Annotated in this window: 17 protein-coding genes; 9 read left to right on the forward strand and 8 right to left on the reverse strand. The window is 63.3% G+C overall.

Features of this window, described 5'->3' with window-relative positions:
- Positions 1–66: 66 nt before the first annotated feature.
- The 3 genes from ychF to X907_RS02200 all read left to right on the forward strand — a co-directional run bounded on the left by ychF (position 67) and on the right by X907_RS02200 (position 2,320).
- Entirely contained in the window at positions 67–1,164 is a 1,098-nt protein-coding gene (gene ychF / locus X907_RS02190; protein ID WP_127565424.1) for a redox-regulated ATPase YchF, read from the forward strand.
- Between the two features lie 70 nt (positions 1,165–1,234).
- Positions 1,235–2,107, forward strand: coding sequence for an enoyl-CoA hydratase-related protein (locus X907_RS02195; RefSeq protein WP_127565425.1), 873 nt, complete (start codon positions 1,235–1,237; stop codon positions 2,105–2,107).
- 6 nt (positions 2,108–2,113) lie between these two features.
- On the forward strand, positions 2,114–2,320 hold the full coding sequence (locus tag X907_RS02200) for a hypothetical protein (RefSeq protein WP_127565426.1): 207 nt from the start codon (positions 2,114–2,116) through the stop codon (positions 2,318–2,320).
- Positions 2,321–2,327: 7 nt separating this feature from the next.
- Here X907_RS02200 and X907_RS02205 read toward each other — a convergent pair whose 3' ends face one another.
- On the reverse strand, positions 2,328–3,341 hold the full coding sequence (locus X907_RS02205) for a calcium/sodium antiporter (RefSeq protein ID WP_127565427.1): 1,014 nt from the start codon (positions 3,339–3,341) through the stop codon (positions 2,328–2,330).
- On the opposite strand from X907_RS02205, the gene X907_RS14400 reads away from it, so the two are divergent.
- The 3 genes from X907_RS14400 (at position 3,340) to X907_RS02215 (ending at position 4,451) form a co-directional block, all read left to right on the forward strand.
- The gene (locus X907_RS14400; protein WP_170175425.1) at positions 3,340–3,492 is read left to right on the forward strand and encodes a hypothetical protein; all 153 of its coding nucleotides are present in this window, start codon (positions 3,340–3,342) and stop codon (positions 3,490–3,492) included. The genes X907_RS02205 and X907_RS14400 overlap by 2 nt on opposite strands.
- 175 nt (positions 3,493–3,667) lie before the next feature.
- The gene (locus tag X907_RS02210; RefSeq protein ID WP_127565428.1) at positions 3,668–3,988 is read left to right on the forward strand and encodes a hypothetical protein; all 321 of its coding nucleotides are present in this window, start codon (positions 3,668–3,670) and stop codon (positions 3,986–3,988) included.
- Between the two features lie 148 nt (positions 3,989–4,136).
- The gene (locus X907_RS02215) at positions 4,137–4,451 is read left to right on the forward strand and encodes a hypothetical protein (RefSeq protein WP_127565429.1); all 315 of its coding nucleotides are present in this window, start codon (positions 4,137–4,139) and stop codon (positions 4,449–4,451) included.
- Between the two features lie 98 nt (positions 4,452–4,549).
- Here X907_RS02215 and X907_RS02220 read toward each other — a convergent pair whose 3' ends face one another.
- The 7 genes from X907_RS02220 to X907_RS02250 form a co-directional block, all read right to left on the reverse strand.
- Positions 4,550–4,678: an entericidin A/B family lipoprotein gene (locus X907_RS02220; protein WP_127565430.1), complete on the reverse strand. Its 129-nt coding sequence runs from the start codon at positions 4,676–4,678 to the stop codon at positions 4,550–4,552.
- A 97-nt stretch (positions 4,679–4,775) separates the two neighbouring features.
- A complete protein-coding gene (locus X907_RS02225; RefSeq protein WP_127565431.1) occupies positions 4,776–4,904 on the reverse strand; it encodes an entericidin A/B family lipoprotein in 129 nt (42 codons plus the stop codon).
- Positions 4,905–4,998: 94 nt separating this feature from the next.
- Positions 4,999–5,130 carry an entericidin EcnAB gene (locus tag X907_RS02230; protein ID WP_127565432.1) on the reverse strand — a complete coding sequence of 44 codons (132 nt, stop codon included), beginning with the start codon at positions 5,128–5,130 and terminating at the stop codon, positions 4,999–5,001.
- Between the two features lie 147 nt (positions 5,131–5,277).
- Positions 5,278–7,365, reverse strand: coding sequence for a M13 family metallopeptidase (locus X907_RS02235; protein WP_127565433.1), 2,088 nt, complete (start codon positions 7,363–7,365; stop codon positions 5,278–5,280).
- 131 nt (positions 7,366–7,496) lie between these two features.
- On the reverse strand, positions 7,497–10,706 hold the full coding sequence (locus X907_RS02240; RefSeq protein WP_127565434.1) for an efflux RND transporter permease subunit: 3,210 nt from the start codon (positions 10,704–10,706) through the stop codon (positions 7,497–7,499).
- Between the two features lie 24 nt (positions 10,707–10,730).
- Positions 10,731–12,014, reverse strand: coding sequence for an efflux RND transporter periplasmic adaptor subunit (locus X907_RS02245; protein WP_127565435.1), 1,284 nt, complete (start codon positions 12,012–12,014; stop codon positions 10,731–10,733).
- Between the two features lie 27 nt (positions 12,015–12,041).
- Positions 12,042–13,412 carry an efflux transporter outer membrane subunit gene (locus tag X907_RS02250; protein ID WP_233352489.1) on the reverse strand — a complete coding sequence of 457 codons (1,371 nt, stop codon included), beginning with the start codon at positions 13,410–13,412 and terminating at the stop codon, positions 12,042–12,044.
- 190 nt (positions 13,413–13,602) lie between these two features.
- Here X907_RS02250 and X907_RS02255 point away from each other — a divergent pair, with 190 nt between their 5' ends.
- From X907_RS02255 to pstA, 3 genes are all read left to right on the forward strand, one after another.
- Positions 13,603–15,042: a sensor histidine kinase gene (locus X907_RS02255; protein WP_127565436.1), complete on the forward strand. Its 1,440-nt coding sequence runs from the start codon at positions 13,603–13,605 to the stop codon at positions 15,040–15,042.
- A gap of 130 nt (positions 15,043–15,172) precedes the next feature.
- Positions 15,173–16,876 carry a phosphate ABC transporter permease subunit PstC gene (pstC, locus tag X907_RS02260; RefSeq protein WP_127565437.1) on the forward strand — a complete coding sequence of 568 codons (1,704 nt, stop codon included), beginning with the start codon at positions 15,173–15,175 and terminating at the stop codon, positions 16,874–16,876.
- Complete coding sequence (pstA, locus tag X907_RS02265) at positions 16,869–18,608, forward strand: phosphate ABC transporter permease PstA (protein WP_127565438.1); 1,740 nt, start codon at positions 16,869–16,871, stop codon at positions 18,606–18,608. Before pstC ends, pstA begins: the two co-directional genes overlap by 8 nt.
- The last annotated feature ends 1 nt before the right edge of the window (position 18,609 follow it).

An 18,609-nucleotide genomic window follows, 5' to 3' on the forward strand; every position in this document is an offset into this window, starting at 1 on the left:
GCTGGCCCCCCACGCGTCTAACCCCACGCCAGCTTCGTAAATCCTTTCAGAAGACAGGGGCCATCCATGGGCTTCAAATGCGGTATTGTCGGCCTGCCTAACGTAGGCAAATCGACGCTTTTCAACGCGCTCACCCAGACGGCGGCGGCGCAGGCGGCGAACTATCCGTTCTGCACGATCGAGCCGAATGTCGGCGATGTCGCGGTGCCTGAACCGCGCCTTGAAAAGCTCGCCAGCATTGCCGGTTCGGCCAATATCATTCCGGCCCGGATGAGCTTTGTGGATATTGCAGGCCTGGTGAAGGGCGCCAGTCAGGGCGAGGGGCTTGGCAACCAGTTCCTGGCCAATATCCGCGAGGTGGACGCCGTCGTTTACGTGCTGCGCTGCTTTGTCGATGACGATGTCACGCACGTGGCCGGCAAGGTCGATCCGCTCGCCGATTTCGAAACGGTCGAGACCGAGCTGATGCTCGCCGACATGGAAAGCCTCGAAAAGCGCCGCGCCAACGTGGAAAAGAAGGCCAAGTCCGGCGACAAGGATGCGAAAGCACAAGTGGCGCTCATCGATCTGGCGCTGGAAAAGCTGCGCGAGGGCCAGCCCGCCCGCTTTGCCGAGGTGCCCGAGGATCAGCGCCGCGAATGGCGCATGCTCCAGCTTCTCACCTCCAAGCCGGTCCTCTTCATCGCCAATGTGGACGAAGAGAGCGCAGCCACCGGCAATGCGATGAGCGAGCTGGTGGAAAAGCGCGCTGCGGAAGAAGGCGCGGTCTGCGTCACCATCTCTGCCAAGATCGAGGCTGAACTCGCGCTGCTGGACGCGGACGAGCGCGCTGAATATCTGGAATCGCTGGGGCTTTCCGAACCGGGCCTGAACCGGCTCATCCATGCCGGTTATACCCTGCTGGACCTGCAGACCTATTTCACTGTCGGCCCGAAAGAGGCGCGCGCCTGGACCATCCGCAAGGGCTGGAAAGCCCCGCGTGCGGCGGGCGTGATCCATGGCGATTTTGAAAAGGGCTTCATCCGGGCTGAAACCATCGCCTTTGACGATTATGTTGCGCTGAATGGCGAGGCGGGTGCGCGTGAGGCTGGCAAGCTGCGCCAGGAAGGCAAGGAATACGTGGTTCAGGACGGCGATGTGATGCTGTTCAAGTTCAACGTTTAGACCGCGCCACTGCTTTACAGGTCTGCGTGTGCCGCCCATCCTTCGGGAAATTGCCGTCCGGGGAGGGACAATGAGCTATTCAACGATCACCTATGCCGTCGCGGATCACATCGCGCTCATCACGCTGAACCGGCCGGAGGCGATGAACGCTTTCACCCGGGAGATGGGTGAGGAGATGGCGGCAGCGTTTGACGCCGCCGATGCCGATGCCGAGGTGCGCTGCGTGATCGTGACCGGGGCGGGCAGGGCGTTTTGCGCTGGCGCGGACCTGTCGCTGGGCGCGGAGACGTTTAACGCGGTCTCTCAGGCCGTTGCCAGCGGCGCGCTCGACGAGACCGATCCCAAATGGCGCGACTTTGGCGGTCTTTTGAACCTGCGCATCTTCAACAGCGCCAAGCCGGTGATCGCGGCCATTAATGGCTCGGCGGTCGGTATCGGCGCGACCATGATCCTGCCCATGGACATCCGCATTGCGGCTCAGGGCGCCAAGATGGCCTATCCCTTCACCAAGCGTGGCATCGCCTGGGATGGATGCGCCAGCTGGTTCCTCCCGCGCGTGGTCGGAATCGAGACCGCGCTGGACTGGGGTCTGACGGGCCGCACTTTTCTGAGCGAGGAAGCGCATGAAAAGGGGCTGGTGAGCGAGCTGGTGCCGGCTGACAAGGTGCTGGAGCGCGCCTATGAGCGCGCGCGCCTGATCGTGGAAACCGCAGCGCCTGTTTCGGTGTCGATGAACCGCCATCTGGCCTGGCAGATGCTCGCCGCCACGCACCCGATGGAAGCGCACCGGCTGGAAAGCCGGGCGATCCTGCGCCGTGGCATGAGCGAGGACGCGCGCGAAGGCGTGATGAGTTTTCTGGAGAAGCGCTCCCCCGCCTTCCCCGGCCAGATGCCCGGCGACCTGCCGCCGGGCTGGCCCTACAAGTCTGAACCGGAGTATTGAACTGTCATGGCTAACGAACAAAGGCCCTCAACCGGCATCAGCTTCCGCCAGCTCTTTATCTGGGCGATTCCCTTTGATCTGGGGCTGGTGGGCCTTCTCGTCGTCATTCTGATGGGCTGGGAATTATGGACCGGGATCGGTCTGGTTATCGCCGGCGCCCTTGGCACGGTCATGCTCATCGGCCAGCACTACAAGATTGGCCCCGACAGCTGACGCCAGATCAGGCAATACCCATCGTGAAATACAGCAGGGCAGCCAGATAGGCGCCATAGGCCAGCAGCAGGACCGCCCCGGTCATGCGTCCGAGTGGCCGGCGCGAGAACACCAGCAAGGTGATGAAGATCGCGCTGGCGAGAAACACCCAGAGATCAAGCCGGAAGAAGCCGGGATCAATGGCCACGCCGCCGGAGAACCCGCCTGCAGCAAGCCCGGTAATGCCGCCCACGGCGAAGATGTTGAAGATGTTCGAGCCGATGACATTGCCGATGGCCATGTCGGCCTGACGGCGCACGGCCGCGACGACAGAGGTCGCCAGCTCCGGCAGCGAGGTGCCGATGGCCAGCAGGGTCAGTCCGACCACTGCCTCCGAGACACCGAGCGTGACGGCAAGGCTCGCGCCGCCTTCAACAATCAGATTGGCCCCGATGGGCAGGGCGACGAGGCCGACGATCAGGCTGAAACCGATCCCGAGCGCCGATTTGGGCAGGCCCTCCATGGAGTCCACGCCGGTCAGTTCGGCCAGCATTGGATCTTCGCGTGATCCCATGGCCACGAAGCCGAGATAGACAATGTAGGCGATGATCATCGCGGCCAGTATGGCGCCTTCAAGCAGGCTGAGCGCACCGGGCGCATTGGCTTCCCAGTCCCAGCACAGCGCGATGAACAGCAAGGAGGCGGCCAGTGCGATCAGTGCATTCGTGCGCACGCCCTTGGCCGTGGTGCCCATGGCGGCAATCAGGGCGGGCAGACCGAGCACCAGGAATACATTGGCGATATTCGAGCCGACAATATTGCCAACGGCCAGCCCTGGAGAGCCGGCAAGCGCGGCAAAAACGCTGACCACCATTTCCGGCGCGCTCGTGCCGAACGCGACGATGGTCAGGCCGATCAGCAGGGAGGGCACGCCCGTGCGCTTGGCGACCGCCGTGGCGCCCCGCACCAGATAGTCGCCGCCAAACAGTATGATGATGATGCCGATGACCAGCAGCAGGACATCAAGGAGGGTGGCGGACATGGACGCTCCGGTGCCGGGGGCTGGTCGTCAGGCTCTAGTCGAGGCGCTTGAACTCGATCAGGTTGAAAAGCGCGAAAAGGCCAAAGCAAAGGCCAAGGGCGATGAGGGCTGCCATGAGGTCTGCTCCATTCTTCTTCTGCTGGGCCCGTGAAGGACCACACGAAACTGGCTAGCGGTGTCTATAGCGTGCGTTGCACACTCGCACCAGTACGCCTTGCCGCAATTTTCCGGTTTTGGGTTGACTCCATCGCAGGCCCGTTAACCATACCCTCATGGCTTGCCATGAGGCGTGCCAGCAAAAAAACAGACCAGTCGGGGAGGACATCATGAAAATGTTTGCAGCAGGCCTTGTGGCGGCTATGGGGGTGGCCGGCATCGCGCTGGCGGACGGTCCTGCGGGCCAGGTTTATGAAAGCACCGAAACGGAGTCAGGCTACAGCTACACCTCCACCTTCCATGCCGATGGCCGCTTTACCAATGACATGGGCAATGAGGGGCGCTGGACCTACGAAGATGGCGAGCTGTGCATCATTATCGGTGAATCGTCGCTCTGTAATCCGTTCGAGCCGTCCGAAGTCGGTGAGAGCGTAACGACGGATGAGTGGCGCGCTGACGGGGTGGAGATCACCATTACCCGGATCGAGTAAAGCTCCAAAAGGGCAGCAATCTGAAAGGGCCCGTTGTCTTGGCAGGCGACGGGTTCTTTTATGTTTGGTAAGGTGCGTAAGGCGGGCTGATAGGCGGCACGAGGGGATGACTGCCGCCAGCCCGGTGATGCTGAGGGAGTCACTCCAAATGAATCGTCTGTTTCTTCGTCCGTTTTCTGCGTCGATGACGCTGGCACTATCCGCGATCCTTGCGCCGATCCTTCTGGTGAGTTTTGCGCTGTTCCAGCCTTCATGGCTTCTTATGGTGCAAGACGCGTCCGGCGTCGTCTACCGCTTCATCACCAGCACCGATCTGCCGCCGACCTACCGCGCTGCCTTGCGCCAGTGGACGAGTGAGCCGCAGTTCACGCTGGTGTTCTTCACGATCATCGCGCGCGTCATTATCGCGCTCTTCGCAACGTCCTTCACCATTGCGGTGCGTCCGCTCATGCGCCGCGACTAGGTTGCAGGCACTTGCCGGATGACCAGACAGAAACAAGGGCGGCTCCGGCAGGGGCCGCCCTCGTTCGCAAGGGTCAAGAAAACTCAGAGGCGCAGGTTTTAGTCCGCCGCGTCCTCGATGGCTTCGCCGGTCCGCTGGATGTCTTGTCCCGCACCCTGCACGGTGTTGCAGGCGGCGAGGGCGAACATCATGACGGCAACGCTAAGAATCTGAAGGGTCTCACGCATCGGAATTCTCCTGTCTTCATCCGGCATTTCATGCCGTGGTGACGGGTTAACGCGCGACCTGGAATTTGGCTCCCTCCGTTGCCGATTCTCTCAGAGATCAGCTGGTGATGTCCTCAAGCGCCTCGCCAGTGCGGGTGATGTCGCGGCCGACACCCTGAATGGTATTGCAGGCCGAAAGACCCAGAGCGAGCATGGACAGGGCTGCTGCCATAATCATCCGTTTCATTCCCATATCTCCATTTTAAGGGCCGCAACCGGCCACGGGCCAGTATACCCGATCCTTATACGCCCGGCGTGCCGTTTTGGTCTCACCGCGTCAATTATTGCGTGATGTCGTCAAGGAACTCGCCGACGCGGGTGATGTCGCGGCCAACGCCCTGAATCGTGTTGCAGCCCGTCAGGGCGAGCAGCAGCGCTCCGGCGAGCAGTGTAGATGCAAGCGCTCTCGTCATGGCTTTGATTCCCGGAAAAAACACGTCCCTCGTGCCGTTTTGCCTGCCGATGGTGGACAAAAGGCTAACGCGCCGCCTGCCGGCCAATAGCAAAACGCCCGGCCGCAGCGGGCCGGGCGTCTGCCAGTGTCAGATCGTGCTCTGGAACTACCAGATGCGTACGCGCTCTTCTGGCGGCAGGTAGAGCTCATGCTCTTCAGTGACGCCAAACGCCTCGTACCAGGCGTCCAGATTACGCACCACGCCGTTCACCCGGTACATGCCCGGAGAGTGCGGGCCGGTGGCCAGCTGGGCGCGCAGCGCGTCGTCGCGGAACAGGGTCCGCCAGACCTGTGCCCAGGCCAGGAAGAAGCGCTGATCGCCGGTATAGCCGTCAATCACCGGTGCTTCACCGTCCGGATAGGTCTCGGCCACATAGGCGCGGTAGGCCTCATACGCCATCTGCATGCCGCCCAGATCGCCGATGTTTTCGCCCAGCGCGACGCGGCCGTTCACGCACTCGTCCGGGAAGGGGCAGAAGCCGTTATACTGCTCAACCAGGCGGTCAGACCGCTCGACGAAGCGCGTATTGGTTTCTTCCGTCCACCAGTCGCGAATGCGGCCCTCGGCATCGAAGCGGCGGCCATTATCGTCAAAGCCGTGGCCGATCTCGTGACCGATAACCGCCCCGATAGCGCCGTAATTCATGGCCGGGTCGGCATTCATGTCAAAGAAGGGTGCCTGCAGAATGCCCGCCGGGAAGGTGATCTGGTTCATCAGCGGATTGTAGCTGGCATTGACGATTTGCGGCGGCCAGCTCCACAGGCGGCGGTCAACCGGATCGGGGAAGCGGCGCAGTTGCTCGGCCCAGGCGAATTCGCTCATGCGCACCCGGTTGCCGAAATAGTCATCAGCGCGGATTTCGAGGCCATCATACTCGTTCCAGATTTCCGGATAGCCGATGCGCGGTTCAAACGTCGACAGCTTGGTCAGCGCCTGCTCGCGGGTTTCGTCATCCATCCACTCCAGACGTTCAAGACGGCCCTGGAAGCCTTCCACCAGATTCTGGATCAGCTCGTCCATCTGACGGCTGGCCTCTGGCGGGAAGTGACGCTCGACATAGACCTGCCCGACCGGGTGGCCGAGGGCGCCATTGACCAGCTGCACACCGCGCAGATCGCGCGTGCGTTGCTCTTCGGTCCCGCTCAGCGTGCGGCTGTAGAAGTCGAAATTGGCCTGATCGAAAGCTGATGGCAGCCAGGATGCACGGCCGGAGATGAAGTGGAAGCTGAGCCAGGCTTGCAGAAGATCGACATCCGTCTGCGCCATGAGGGCGCCCGCATCGGTGATGGCGCTTGGCTGGGCAACCACGATCTCGCCTTCTGCGGGCAGGCTGCGGTCGTCCAGCGCCCCTTGCAGGTTCAGCTCCGGGGCCAGAGCGATGAAGTCTTCAACGCTCATCCGGTTATTGGTCAGCGTGACATCGCGTGAGTTTTCGCGGGTCCAGTGAACTTCAGCCAGCGCCGTTTCGAGGTCGAGGATCTGCTGGGCGCGCATCTCGCCATCAGGCATGCCCGCCAGCTCGAAAATCTGCGCGATATAGGCGCGGTAGGCGTCGCGGTATTCCGGAAAGCGTCCGGTGTCGAGCAGGTAATAGTCACGGCTCGGCAGGGCGAGGCCCGACTGGCCGGACCGCATGATGTAGGCGTCCGGGTTTTCCGGGTCCGGGCTGATCGACACCCAGTAGGGCGCGTGATAGTCGCGCCGGGCCATCAGGGCGGCAATGTCCTCAAAGCTTTCGGCTGCCGCAATCGTATCAAGATAAGGCTGGGCCGGTTCCAGGCCGCGCGCCTCGATGGCGTCCGCGTTCATCCAGCTGGCATAGAGGTCGCCGATCAGCTGCTCGTTGGAGCCGGCAGGGCCGCCGCGCTCGCCAGCTTCCAGCACGATGGCCTGAACCTGCTGCTCCACTTCCAGCGACAGCATGTCAAACACGCCATAGCGGGCGCGGTCTGACGGGATTTCGGTGGTTTCAGCCCACACACCGTTGGCATAGGCAAAGAAGTCATCGCCCGGCGCCACATCGGCGTTCATGCCGGCCGTATCAAAGCCGAACGTGCCAAAACGCGGCTCGCCGGCAATTTCGGTGGTTTCGGCAACGGCTGCATCCTCGGCGCCGTCACTGCCGTTCGTGCCTTGTGTGTCGCACGCCATAAGAACGGCCACGCAGCACCCTGCTAGCAGAAAATGTCTCATCTCAGTCTCCCCTTCGGATGCGGCAACCGGGTGGCGGTTCCGCCTCAAAACGGGTGGAAAACTAGGCTCCACCCATAAAAATGGCCATGGCGGGACGCAGTATCTGCGCCCCGCCATGGCAGATTCCAGACCTATTCGGCCGGATGTTCGAGCTGACCGATATCAATATCGGTGCCGCTGGTATCGCCTTCATAGCCTGAGCCGATGCCGGGCCGCTTCTCTCCGGTCCACAAGGACAGGACCGTGCGCTTGATGTCGACGCCGATAGCGTAGAGCGCAGGCACCATGAAGAGCGTCAGGAAGAGGGCGAACACCACCGCAAACCCCAGAGATACGACCATGGGCTTGAGGAATTGCGCGGCCGTGGAGCGCTCCGCGATCATCGGCAGAACGCCGATAAACGTGGTCACGGTCGTCAGCAGGATGGGCCGGAACCGCTGAACCCCCGCATCGACGAGCGCCTGGAATGCGCCGACACCGCGTTCGCGCAGCCGGTTCACGAAGTCCACCAGCACCAGATTGTCGTTGATGACGATGCCTGCTGCGGCCCCCACGCCAAACATGGAGAACAGGGCAAACGGCACACCCAGTATCATGTGGCCGAACACTGCGCCCGCAAAGGCGAAGGGTATGGCGGTCATGATGAGCACGGGCTGGGCGTAGGAGCGGAAAGCAACCGCGAGCAGGACATACATCATGCCGATCATCACGATCTGCAGGATGACAATCTCGCCGAGAAACTCCGCCTCGCCTTCGGCCTGCCCGATGGCGCCCACCGACACGCCCGGATAGCGTTCCCGCCACGCCGGGAAGAACTCCTCGGTGATCTGGCGGCGTATGGCACGTGCGCCATCTGGGTCACTGACCTCGGCGCTGACACGTACCGTACGCTGGCGTTCGCGGCGCTGGATACGGTTGATGCCCGGTGCAAATTCCGCCTCCGCGACAGCCGCCAGCGGGATCTCACGGCCATCGGGTGTACGGATACGCAGCTGGTTGATGGCATCAAGGCTCTCGCGGGCGTCGCGGGGATAGCGCACCATCACCCTGACATCCTCGCCACCGCGCGGCAGACGCTGCACTTCCTGGCCGTAGAAGGCCTGGCGGATCTGCTGGGTTACATCGACCAGGGTCAGCCCCAGAGCCTGTGCGTCGGGCCGCAATACCAGACGCAGCTCATCGGCCGACGTCTGCAGATTGTCGACAACATCATAGGTGGCCGGGAAGCCGCGCAGCGCTTCTTTGAGCTCGTCGGCGGCGGCCCGCAATATGTCGATATCCGGATGGTTGATGGCAAAATCGATCGCCGGTCCAACCTCGTTGAGCGTCGCGTCAAAGCGGATTTCCTCCGCATCCGGTACCGGGCCCAGCTCGTCACGCAGGCGCTGGGCAATGTCGGCGGAGGGCAAGCGTCCGGGCCGCGTTTCGGGCGGAGCAAGACTGATCCATGCCCGGATCTGTCCTTGCGTGGCCAGCGTGGAACGGTTGCGGATGACGTCTATCTCGCCGGGATACTCTTCGCGGTAGGCATTCTGCACGGTCAGTTGCGCCGCTTCCAGCCGCTCACGGATCTCGTCGGTGCGCTGCCAGGGTGTGCCCTCGGCAAGCTGGATATTCACCTGAATGAGGTCACTCTCGATTTCCGGCATGAAGCGGAACGGCACCCGGCCCGTATTCATCAGCACGATCGCCAGCGCAAACAGGCCGACAAAGACCGCAAACGTTGCATAGCGATGGCGCAGGGACAGCGCCAGGAACGGTCCGTAGGCGTGGCGGGAGAACCAGACCAGGCTGTCAGCAATCTTCGCCTGGAAGCGGATGAAATAGCCGGAAACGCCTTTGGGCTCCTGCGGTTTGATATGCGCCAGGTGCGCAGGCAGGATCAGGAAGGCTTCGATGAGCGAGAAGGTCAGCGCGGCAATCACAACCAGCGAAATCTGCCGGGTAAACTGCACTTCCGGCCCTGAGAGCATCATCCAGGGCGCGAACGCCATCATCGAGGTGATGACCGCGAACACGACCGGCTTGGCCACCATCTGCACGCCCACGACGGCCGCGGTCAGCCCTTCCTCGCCGCGCTCCACCCGGTTGTGAATATTCTCACCGACAATGATGGCGTCATCGACGATAACCCCGATCACAATCAGGAAGGCGAAGAGCGAGAGGAAGTTCAGGGTGACGCCGATCAGCGGCAGCAACATGAATGCGCCCGCAAACGCCGTGGCGATGCCGATCGTCACCCAGAATGCCACGATGGGGCGCAGGAACAGGATCAGGATGACCAGCACCAGCGCAAGGCCGAGCAGGGCCGAGTTGCCGATAACGGTAAGCTGGGAATTGAACTGGTCGGCCCCGTCCCACCATTCCGAAATGGTGACGGTCTCCGGCAGGTCGCGCTGCTTGCGCTCGATATAGGCCGAGAGCTGGCGCGAGACATTGATGACATCCGAATTGCCGGTCGACATCAGCGTGATCAGCACCATCGGCTCGCCGTTGAAGGTCGCCTCGAAGGGGCGGTCCTCAAGACCGTCAATGACAGTGGCGATGTCGCGCACGCGGATAATCCCGCCGCCGGGGGTCTGGCGTACAATGATATTTCCGAACTCTTCGCCCGTATCTGCCAGCTGACGCGCGGCAAAGCGCACATCGCCCAGATCGGTGCGCACCGAGCCTGCAGACAGGTTGAGCGAGCTGGTGGAGATGGCCCGTGACAGCTCGGCAATCGTGATGCCGTAGCGGTGCATATTCTCCTCCGAAATCTCGATCGAGACTTCTTCGGGCAGCCGTGCCTGTGTGTTGACAGAGGCGATTTCGGGAATGGCGGCGCTCAGCTCGTTGCGGATTTCGCGGGCTATGCGTTGCAGCTCACGCCGGTCGATATTGCCATGGATAGCGATGCCGGCGACCTGGCTGCGCGACTGCCATTGCGTCACGCGCGGCTGGAAGGCGTCAATGGGCAGGTTGTTGATGGAGTCCACCTGCAGCTTGACCGCGTCGAGGAACTCCTTGGGATCAACGGTGCTATTGCCCTCGATATTGACCCATCCGCTGCCCTCGACTGCGGTAGCGGTCACGCGGCGCACACCATCGACCGCCGTGATGGCTTCCTCGACGCGCAGGATGATCTGTTCCTCGATCTCCTGCGGTGAGGCACCCGGCCAGGCCACCGATACCGTGGCGCCGGCAAATGATGCAGCGGGGTTTTCGTCCCGCTGGATCTGCGAGTAGCCGATAAAGCCGCCCACCAGGGCGATAATCATCAGAAGGTTTGCGGCAATGGAATTGCCCGCCCACCAGGCCAGCAGGCCGCCGTGGGGTTTTTCGTCTGGACGTTCAACCATGGTTCAGATCCTCGGCAGCTGCCTCTAGTCGGCGCTGGCTACAGACGCATTGGCGTCCGGGTTGGCGGTTTGCGACTCACCGGCTTCGGCAGCAGCGGGCTCGATGGTTTCGGTGCCGGGGAATATCGGCTCGCCATCGCTGTCGAGTGCCCGGATGCGCATGCCATCGGCAGCGCCGCGAAGCGGTGAGGTGACAACAAACTCACCTGCCTCGACACCGCTCGCGACGACCAGTCTTTGCGGGCTGCTTTCGACAATATCCACCGTCCTGACAGACAGCGTCCCGTCGGGGCGGGCCACCAGCACCTGGTCTGCGCCGCGCAGGGCGCTGCGCGGAAGGGTGATGGCGGTCTCCAGTGAGCGGCCCGGCACGCGTGCTTCGACAAACAGTCCCATGGCAAGAGGCGCGCCGGCAGCTTCAGCGGCTGCACCAAACGGATCCGCGACCTCTGCAATGGCGTAGAGCGTGCGCGTTTGCGGATCGATGCTGCTATCGGTGCGCACGATGCGGCCCTCCCATTCACGCCACGCACCGGCCAGATTGGCGCCGAGCGTCACAACAGGCGCCGTCTCGAAGCTGTCGGCGCGGAACGCGACCGGAATACCAGCCCGGCCAAGCTCGCTGTCGGTAAAGGGCAGGCGTACCTGGGCGGTGTCGGTGGAGAATATCTCCCCGATCCGGGCACCCGGACCCACATACTGGCCGAGATCAGCCAGTTTCTCGCGGACACGTCCGTTGAACGGAGCCGTGATACGGGTGCGTGCAAGGGCCAGCCGGGCTTCGCGCAAAGATGCCTCCGCGCCGGCCAGCTGCGCGCGCGCATCAGCCAGCTGAGGCTGACGCAGCGTCAGGGCCGACGCATCGCCTTCCCCGATAGCACCCCATTCCTCCGCCGCAAGCTCGGCCTCGGCTTCCTCGCGGACGAGGGCTTGCCGGCGCTGGGTCACAAGCGCTTCGGCGCGGGTCACCGCCAGACGGTAATCCTCATCTTCGAGGCGCACGAGCACGTCGCCCTCTTCAAAGAACCCGCCTTGCGTGAAGCTGGGGTTCACATAGGCGATCCGCCCTGAGACCTGAGCGACAAGCCCGATCTGCGTGACGGGTGAAACCTCGCCCTGCGTGCTGACGAGCAGGCGGACAGGGCTCTGCACCGCTTCAGCGACGAAGACCGCAGCAGGCCGGGGGACTGGCGTCTCGCGCTCGGGACGCGGCTGGGTTGCGCCCAGTATGACGAACAGGGCGATGAACGCGGCGATAATCAGTATCGGCAAACCGATAAGCAGGAAGCGTCCGGTAGTTTTTGACATGACCAACCTCTTGAAGACGTATTCTTTTTATTGTTCTGACGGGATAAGTGCGGCCGGGGCGTTGAACGGTCCGGCAATGGCAAGATGCAAGGCGATACGGTTGTCGATGCGCTCGCGCCGGGCCGTTATCAGCTGGCCTTCGGCCTGTATCAGCCGGGTTTGCGCATCAATAAGCTCGAAAATGGTGCCCACACCGCTCGCATACTGACGCTCGACGAGTTCGAGCGCGGCCTGCGCTTCTTCCCTGGCGGTTTCCAGTGCAGCAACGCGGTCCGCCAGCAGGCTGTCTGCGGTCAGGGCGTTCTCCACCTCGCGCAAGGCGGTGAGGCTGGTGTTGACGTAGCTGGCGGCCTGCGCGCGGGCCAGAGCGGCGGCACGGTCGCGTTCGGCGCGCAGCGCGCCTGCCCGGAATATCGGCGCAGTGATCGATGCCGTCAGGCTTTCCACCAGCGTGGAAGGCGAAAACAGGTCGGAAATCTCCGTCGTCTGGCCGGAATACGAGCCGATCAGCGATAGGGACGGGTAAAGCGCCTTGCGGGCTGCTTCGGCAGAAAATCCGGCAGCCGCCAGCCGGAACTCGGCAGCGACCACGTCGGGCCTGCGGCTGATCAGCTCTCCGGGTGTCCCCGGCGCAGGCAGCGCGGCGAGCATTGGCAGCTCTGCTCCCGGCGTGACAGAACCATCCGGGTAGGCTCCCAGAAGCGTCTGCAGGCCGCGGGCCGTCTGGCTTTCTGCGCGCTGGCGGATGGAGAGCGTGGCTTGCGAGCTGGCGAGCGCAGATCGCGCCGTGCGCACGTCCGAAGAACGCACCACGCCGCGCACGAAGCGCCGCTCGACGATATCGAGCTGACGCTGGCGGGTGGCGACATCATGTTCGGACAGCTCGCGCTGCAACCGGGCTTCGGTCAGCGCGAACCAGGTGCTGGCGACGCTGGCGGCAATGGAAAGCTCCGCGCCGGCATAGTCTGCTTCGGCGGCCTCGGCGCTCAGCGCACTGGCGCGGGCGAGGTTCGATATCCGGCCCCACACATCAGCCTGCCAGCTGACATCAATTCCTGCCGAGTACACCTCGCCTGCAGGACGGGTGACGGCTGTGGTGCCGAAATCCACCGAAGGCAGGCGCGGCGCCTGGCCGGCGCGTGCCGAAGCTCTGGCGGCTTCTGTATTGGCGCGCGCCGCTGCGAGATCCGGGTTGTTGGCCAGTGCCGTGCCGATAAGGCCGGGCAGGGCCCCGTCGCCCAGTGCGCTTACCCAGTCGGGCTCCTGCGGTCCATGCGCTGCGGGCGCACTGACATAGGTGTCCGGCAGGGCGAGATCCGGGGCGGCAGAGAGGTGCGGCGTGCCTGCGCACGCCACGACGATCAATGAGGAGGAGAGTATGAGGCTATACCGGAGCACCCCGGATTCCTTCTTTTCGTGGTGGTTCAAGATGGGGGCACCCTACTGGCGACTATGCGAATGTCAACAAAAGTTTATCGAAAAACGCTAAAAATATCTCGAATTACAGAAAATTCATCTTGTGACCGCTATCCCGGCTTTCACGCCGCAGCCACATTGAGTCGTCAAAAACCCGTGCTAAGACCGGCAGATGACCAGCGAGAACCCCACCGTCAGAACGCGCACCACGCCGGACCGCCCGCGCCGCCGTGACATCGTCATTACGGCGCTGCTCGCACTTGTGGTTCTGCTGGTTTTGCTGGTTGGCGGTGTGCTGGCGCCGGGCGCCTGGCTGGCCGCATCGCTGGCCTTCTCGGCCCTGGCCTTCATCTACTTCCTGACGGCAGTGACGCGAGCCGCGCCCAAACCATCCGCGCAGATCACCCGTCCGGTGGTTTCCAGCGAGTTGGAAACGGCCAGCGCCATGCTGGAGAAAATCGCTGTTCCGGTTCTGCTGATCGGTCCGGGCGGGCGTATCGAGCGGGCCAACCCGGCGGCGCGCGCCTTTCTTGCCCTGGGCGCTGAAGGCGGGCTGTTATCGACGTCCTTGCGTCAGCCGCGCGTGCTTGAGGCGGTCAGTGCGGCGTTGCGCGGGGAACGCGGAACGGTTGTCGAGTATGCGAGCCTTGCGCCGATAGAAAGCCATGTGCGCGCCTTCGTGGAGCCGCTGCGCATGCCCGTAGCGGGTCCCATGCCGTGGCGCGCCATGCTGGTTCTCGCCGACGAAACCTCGTCCAAGCGGGCAGAGCGCATGCGCGCGGACTTCCTCGCCAATGCCAGTCATGAATTGCGCACCCCTCTGGCCTCCCTGTCCGGCTTTATCGATACGTTGCGCGGGCCTGCCCGTGACGACGAGGAGGCAAGGGACCGCTTCCTGACGATCATGCGCGAGCAGACTGACCGCATGCGCCGCCTGATTGATGACCTGCTTTCGCTCAGCCGCGTTGAAATGAACGAGCATTTGCCGCCCTCGGGCGAGGCAGATCTCGGCGCTATTGTCCGTGATGTCGTTGACAGTCTCCGGCCCATGGCTGATGCGCGTTCCATCAGCTTCGAGCTCTCACTGCCCGAAGCACCAGCAAAAGTGACCGGCGACCGCGATCAGGTTTACGAGGTCGTCGAAAATCTGGTTGAGAACGCGATCAAATACTCGCCAGAAGGCGCTGTCGTTACCATCGAGGCCTTGGACAACTGCGCGCGTGATGTTGCCGAACACACGCCCGAAAGACTGGCCCCGCAGAGCGCCCGCCTGCTGCTGGCTGGTCCGCCCTTTGATCCGCGCCAGCGCTATGGCGTCTTGCGTGTTCGCGATAATGGCGCTGGCATTGACCGGCGCTACCTGCCCCGCCTGTCCGAGCGTTTTTACAGGGTCGACGGGCAGAAGAGCGGCCCGACGGCCGGAACCGGGCTGGGTCTGGCCATCGTCAAGCATATCATTACCCGTCACCGGGGCGGCTTCAGTGTCGAAAGCGCGACAGGCGTCGGCTCGGCCTTCTCGGTATTCCTGCCCAAGCCAGCCGAGGCAGTTGCCGCTGCCAGCGCGCCTTCGCCTGCAACGGAGGCCACCGCACTGGAGGCTGAAACAGAGTAATCCCCCGGCCGGGTCTGGCCTTGTCGCAAAACTGTAACGTGACCGTCATATTTGGGTGATCGATCGGCGCCAGTTTGCGCCGCTAACCGGCGAGCGGGTCAAGCAAACCATTCGCCGGACGAGGTTACAGATGCAATTGTCCCTTATCACGGCACTCGCGCTGCTTGTGCTCACGGCTGTCGGTTTCCTTGCCGGCCGCAGCCGTGCGCTCGCGCTTGCCGATAAGGACGGCGGTCGGCTTCACTCGCTGCCCGGCTATCACGGCTATTATGTTGCCATCTGGGCCGGGCTTCCCGGCTTTGCCTTTCTGGCCTTGTACGCCCTCGCCGGCACAATGATCGTGAACACGATCGTGCTGGGTCAGATGGAGCGTGCCGCACAGCCGTTGCAGGTCCGGTATGAACAGGCGCTCAATGCCGATGAGGTCTGGCCGGTGGCTAATCGCGAGATCGCCCGGCTCGAGGGCGAGATAGCGGCGCTTCGCGGCGAAGCCGAACAGGTCATTGCAGCCGAAGGCGTACAGTCGGATGCGGTAACGGCCTTGCGCGGGCGTCAGGACGAGCTGCAGTTCGCCCAGGACGATGCCCGCTTCACGCGCGATGGCCGCGCGGACGTGATCGCCAGTGAAATATTGCAGGCTGTGCCTGAAGCTGGCGATCATGCGCTGGCCCGTGCCGGGTTTGAGTTTGGCCGGCTCCCGGTTCAGGAGCGCGAGGTGTTTCTGGCCGATGCCCGTGCTTTGGCCTTCGGTGATGGCCTCTCCAGCCGCGACACAGCCGAGCTGCGCGCCACCGCCGATGCGCTGGGCCCGGTTCATTCCGCTATCGCATGGGGTGCAAGCCTTGGCGCGCTGGGGCTCGCTCTGGCCGGGCTGGCGCTGGCCCGCACGCATCTGGCAGCGCGTTTTCGCGCGCGTAACCGCGTCGAGTGGGTTATCTCGGCTGCGCTGGCGCTGGCCTCCCTGATTGCGATCCTGACGACGCTGGGCATTGTCTTTTCGCTCCTGTTTGAAAGCCTGCGCTTCTTTGCGGCCATCGACTGGCGGGTGTTCGACTTCCTGTTCGGTATCCAATGGAGTCCGCAGACGGCGATCCGGCCCGGCCAGATCGGCCAGTCCGGCTCGTTCGGCGCGGTGCCGCTATTTGCTGGTACGGCCCTTATCACGCTGATTGCGATGATGGTGGCGGCGCCGGTCGGGCTTTTTGCCGCCATCTACCTGTCGGAATACGCTGACAGCCGGGTGCGGGCCTGGGCAAAGCCGGCCCTTGAAATTCTCGCAGGCGTGCCGACGGTCGTTTACGGCTTCTTCGCGCTGCTGACGGTTGGCCCGCTCTTGCGCGATTTTGCGCTCTTCCTGGGCTATGAAGACGCCGTAACCCAGAGCGCGCTATCAGCGGGTCTCGTGATGGGCGTGATGATTATCCCGTTCGTGTCCTCGCTGTCGGACGATGTCATCAACGCCGTGCCGCAATCGCTGCGTGATGGCGCCTATGCGATGGGGGCGACCAAGTCGGAGACCATCCGCCACGTCGTCTTCCCCGCAGCTTTGCCCGGCATTGTCGGCGCGTTGCTGCTGGCGGTGTCACGCGCGGTGGGCGAGACCATGATCGTTGTGATGGCGGCCGGTCAGGCGGCCAATCTGACGGCCAATCCGCTGGAATCGGTCACCACCATCACCGTCCAGATCGTGACGCTGCTCACTGGCGACCAGGAGTTCAACAGCCCCAAGACGCTCTCCGCCTTCGCGCTGGGCCTGGTTCTGTTCGTGCTCACCTTGATCCTCAACATCATCGCGCTGCGCGTGGTGCAGAGCTATCGGGAAAAATATGACTGACGCGCCCCGCCAAGCGATAGCGGACGCGGTCCGCCAGCGCCTCGCGCGCCGCCACCGTGCGGAGGGCCGTTTCCGGGCCTTCGGTATTGGTGCCATTGCGCTTGCCATCATTTTTCTGGGCGTGCTGCTTGGCACTATCATGCTGCAGGCCAGTGGCGCTTTCACCAATTATGTCATCACCTTGCCGGTCACGCTGGAACGTGAGGTTGCCGATCCACGCGGCGACATGACCGAGGCATCCCTGAGGCGGGGCAGCTATAACCAGCTTCTCCAGCGCAGCTTGCAGTCTGAATTTCCTGCTGCCTCGTCGCGCGCGGATCTGCGTGAGCTGTTCGGGCTCTATAGCGGCTTGAATGCAGCCTCGGTCATGCGCCGCGTGATTGCCGATCCTTCGCTGGTCGGCACGACAATCCGCGTCACCATGCCGGCCAATCACGAGATAGACCTCTATCTGAAGGGCATTACCGTCGACGAGCACATATCCACGGGCAGTGGCTCGATCCAGGCTGATGCCGTGTCGGGCGATGTCACCCTGTCATCGGATACGCCTGCCTTTGCCAATGCCATTGCGCGCATCCGCCAGCAGGCCACGTCTGATCGCGATGCACTTCTGGACCGTGCTGCCCGCCTGGAAGCCGGCGCAGCAGGTGCCGAGAGCCGTGATGCCCGTGAAGCCGGGCTGGCGGCGGCGCGCCGGGCGCGCGATGAAGCGGAACGCTTTGAAGCGGTAATTGATCCTGAAACCCGGATCACGCTCGGTCCGCGTACCGCCAGCCTGTTGATCCGCCTCAATGGCGGTGTGGTCGCCGTCTCTGCCCTGACACCCGATGGCCGCGAAGCCGAGGGCCGGGTCTTGCTGCCTCTGGAGACCGCCAGCGCGTCCGCAGACTGGAGCGAGTGGGTGATTGAAACCCCGGCGGCTGGCCGGCGCATCACCGACCAGCAGGCTGTCTATGCCCGCGCGCTTGAAGAGCGTGGCATGGTCGCGCGCCGCCTCAATACCAATCTGTTTCTCAACGCCGACAGCCGTGAGCCTGAGCTCGCCGGCGTGATGGGCGCGTTCATCGGTTCAATCCTGACCATGCTCGTCACCATGCTGCTGGCCGTGCCGATTGGTGTCGGCACAGCGATTTATCTGGAAGAATTCGCGCCGAAGAACCGCCTGACCGGCTTTATCGAGGTCAATATCAACAATCTGGCTGCTGTGCCGTCGATCGTGTTCGGCCTTCTGGGGCTGGCCGTGTTCATCAACACGTTCGGCATGCCGCGCTCCGCGCCTCTGGTGGGCGGCTTCGTGCTGGCGCTGATGACCTTGCCGACAGTGATCATTTCTTCGCGCGCGGCGCTGCGTGCGGTTCCGCCCTCCATCCGCGAGGCGGCGCTGGGCATCGGTGCCTCGCGCACCCAGGCGGTGTTCCAGCACGTCCTGCCGCTGGCCATGCCCGGCATACTGACCGGCTCGATCATTGGTCTGGCCCAGGCGCTGGGCGAGACGGCGCCGCTATTGATGATCGGCATGGTGGCCTTTGTCGCAGATGCGCCGTCGCTGGGCCTGTCAGGCCTGACCCAGCCTTCTACCGTGATGCCGGTGCAGGTCTTCTTGTGGTCGGGCGCGTCCGAACGCGCCTTCGAGATGCGGACAGCGGCTGCCATTCTGGTGCTGCTGACGCTGATGATAATTTTCAACGCGGCTGCAATCATCCTGCGCCGCCGTTTCGAACGGAGATGGTGAG

It is taken from the genome of Glycocaulis alkaliphilus (assembly GCF_004000605.1).
In the GTDB taxonomy this organism is placed as follows: Bacteria; Pseudomonadota; Alphaproteobacteria; order Caulobacterales; family Maricaulaceae; genus Glycocaulis; species Glycocaulis alkaliphilus.